Source organism: Sphingomonas kyeonggiensis, assembly GCF_014204495.1.
GTDB lineage: Bacteria > Pseudomonadota > Alphaproteobacteria > Sphingomonadales > Sphingomonadaceae > Sphingomonas > Sphingomonas kyeonggiensis_A.
The window spans coordinates 2,501-5,835 of sequence record NZ_JACHLN010000007.1 but is presented as its reverse complement, the minus strand read 5'-3'; the positions used below and the strand labels follow the sequence as shown (position 1 = coordinate 5,835).

Genomic DNA, 3,335 nt, shown 5'->3' with positions numbered 1-3,335 from the left:
GTTGGTTGCGGGAGCAGGATTTGAACCTGCGACCTTCAGGTTATGAGCCTGACGAGCTACCGGGCTGCTCCATCCCGCGCCAAACGGGTGGACGATTGTGAATGGGTTTTCCTGCGGCACCGGCTTCAATGCCTGGCGACGACCTACTCTTCCATCGCTTAAGCGATAGTACCATCGGCGCTGTCTGGTTTCACGGCCGAGTTCGGGATGGGATCGGGTGGGTCACAGACGCTATAGCCACCAAGCAATGAAGCCGGTGTCACAGGAAGTTTTTCAAACCGTGCAAAATCAAGGCTGATGAACATCCGATCAAGGACAGTGTCTGGGATTAGCCAGTGCTGTCGTTGATGGTGGGACTCATCAAGTGCGAATAGGACAATTAGGACCGGTTAGCTCCACACGTTACCGCGCTTCCACATCCGGCCTATCAAGGTCGTGGTCTTCGACCGTCCTAAGAAATCTTATCTCGAGGGAGGCTTCCCGCTTAGATGCTTTCAGCGGTTATCCCGTCCATACATAGCTACCCTGCTGCGCCGTTGGCACGACGACAGGTACACCAGAGGTATGTTCAACCCGGTCCTCTCGTACTAGGGTCAACTCCTCTCAAATTTCGACGCCCACGGCAGATAGGGACCAAACTGTCTCGCGACGTTCTGAACCCAGCTCACGTACCACTTTAATTGGCGAACAGCCAAACCCTTGGGACCTGCTCCAGCCCCAGGATGTGATGAGCCGACATCGAGGTGCCAAACAACCCCGTCGATATGAGCTCTTGGGGGTTATCAGCCTGTTATCCCCGGCGTACCTTTTATCCGTTGAGCGATGGCCCTTCCACGAGGGACCACCGGATCACTATGACCGACTTTCGTCTCTGCTCGACTTGTCAGTCTCGCAGTCAGGCTGGCTTATGCCATTGCACTCTAACAGCCGGTTTCCAACCGGCCTGAGCCAACCTTCGCGCGCCTCCGTTACTCTTTAGGAGGCGACCGCCCCAGTCAAACTACCCGCCACAGAGGGTCCCAGCACCGGATAACGGTGCGTGGTTAGACATCAGAAAACAACAGGGTGGTATTTCACCTATGGCTCCACACCGGCTGGCGCCAATGCTTCAAAGCCTCCCACCTATGCTACACAGTTCTTTCCTAATGCCACTCTGAAGCTGCAGTAAAGGTGCACGGGGTCTTTCCGTCTAACCGCGGGTACTCCGCATCTTCACGGAGAATTCAATTTCGCTGAGCATGTCCTGGAGACAGTGGGGAAGTCGTTACGCCATTCGTGCAGGTCGGAACTTACCCGACAAGGAATTTCGCTACCTTAGGACCGTTATAGTTACGGCCGCCGTTTACCTGGGCTTCATTTCGGAGCTTGCACCCCTCCACTTAACCTTCAGGCACCGGGCAGGCGTCAGGCCCTATACGTCGTCTTGAAGCCGACTTAGCAGAGCCCTGTGTTTTTGCTAAACAGTCGCTACCCCCTGGCCTGTGCCCCCTGCTACTGCTTGCGCAATAACAGGGCCTCCTTCTTCCGAAGGTACGGAGGCAATTTGCCGAGTTCCTTCAGGACACTTCTCTCAAGCGCCTTGGTATACTCTACCTGACCACCTGTGTCGGTTTCGGGTACGGTCTATACGGTGGGGCTATTTCCCGGGACAGCTTCGAAGCATGCTCAATCCGTTAAGAGCATACAACACACACCATCCGTCACACACCACCAGGCCCACGAATATTAACGTGGTTCCCATCGACTACCCCCTTCGGGCTCGTCTTAGGGGCCGGCTCACCCTGCGCGGATTAGCCTTGCGCAGGAACCCTTGGTCTTTCGGCGAAAGGGCATCTCACCCTTTTTATCGCTACTCATGTCTGCATTCGCACTTCCGATACCTCCACGACCCATTACCAGATCGCTTCACAGGCTTACGGAACGCTCCGCTACCGCGTGTACAAAGTACACACCCTAAGCTTCGGTGCACGTCTTGAGCCCCGTTACATCTTCGCCGCAGGAACCCTTATTTAGACCAGTGAGCTGTTACGCTTTCTTTAAAGGATGGCTGCTTCTAAGCCAACCTCCTGGTTGTTTTGGGATTCCCACATGCTTTCCCACTTAGACGTGACTTGGGGACCTTAGCTGTAGGTCAGGGCTGTTTCCCTTTTGACGACGGACCTTAGCACCCGCCGTCTGTCTCCCGGATATCACTCCTAGGTATTCGGAGTTTGGTTAGAATTGGTAGATCTCGCGACCCCCGCATCCATCCAGTGCTCTACCCCCTAGGGTGTTCATCCGAGGCACTACCTCAATAGTTTTCGCGGAGAACCAGCTATTTCCCGGCTTGATTGGCCTTTCACCCCTAAACACAACTCATCCGGTAACTTTTCAACGTTAATCGGTTCGGACCTCCAGTGCGTGTTACCGCACCTTCATCCTGGTCATGCCTAGATCGCCGGGTTTCGGGTCTAATACACCAAACTCATTCGCCCTATTCAGACTCGCTTTCGCTGCGCCTACACCTATCGGCTTAAGCTTGCTTGGTACATTAAGTCACAGACCCATTATGCAAGAGGTACGCTGTCACCCCATAAAGAGGCTCCAACTGCTTGTAGGCATTCGGTTTCAGGTACTGTTTCACTCCCCTCATCGGGGTGCTTTTCACCTTTCCCTCACGGTACTAGTTCGCTATCGGTCGCATACGAGTATTTAGGCTTAGAGGGTGGTCCCCCTATATTCAGACAGGATTACACGTGTCCCGCCCTACTCAAGTCCTGATACATCACTTTCGCATACGGGGCTGTCACCCGCTATGGCGTATCTTTCCAGATACTTCTGCTAGTTGAATATCAGGCACTGGCCTGGTCCGCGTTCGCTCGCCACTACTAACGGAATCTCGGTTGATGTCTTTTCCTCCGGGTACTGAGATGTTTCAGTTCTCCGGGTTCGCTTCACGAAGCCTATTTTATTCAGCTAAGTGATACCTTTTTCCAATTACCCCGATCGTCATTGCTGGCGGTCGAGATAATCGGATTAGGTGGGTTTCCCCATTCGGAAATCGTCGGGTCAAAGGTTGCTCACACCTCACCGACGCTTATCGCAGCGTGCCACGTCCTTCATCGCCTGTATGCGCCAAGGCATCCACCAAATGCCCTTACCTCACACTTGAGAGTCCACACCACCAACGACAACACTGGATCGGTCCTAAGACCGACACGAAACTCGGCAGAGCAGTGTGTCGCAGTATCTTGGTGTGGATGTTCATTTCTCAGCCTTGTTTGGAAGCGCCCCATCTTAGCGGTCAACCAGATGGAACTTGTTGCTTCCGATTTGTTCCGGCGCTCGCTTCCTCG

Annotated in this window: 1 tRNA gene and 2 rRNA genes; all 3 read right to left on the bottom strand. The window is 53.9% G+C overall.

Going from position 1 to position 3,335, the window contains the following annotated elements:
• Nucleotides 1-2: 2 nt before the first annotated feature.
• Nucleotides 3-79, bottom strand: a tRNA-Met gene (locus HNP52_RS22915).
• Between the two features lie 51 nt (nt 80-130).
• A 5S ribosomal RNA gene (gene rrf / locus HNP52_RS22910) occupies nt 131-245 on the bottom strand.
• A 114-nt stretch (nt 246-359) separates the two neighbouring features.
• A 23S ribosomal RNA gene (locus HNP52_RS22905) occupies nt 360-3,150 on the bottom strand.
• Nucleotides 3,151-3,335: the final 185 nt, after the last annotated feature.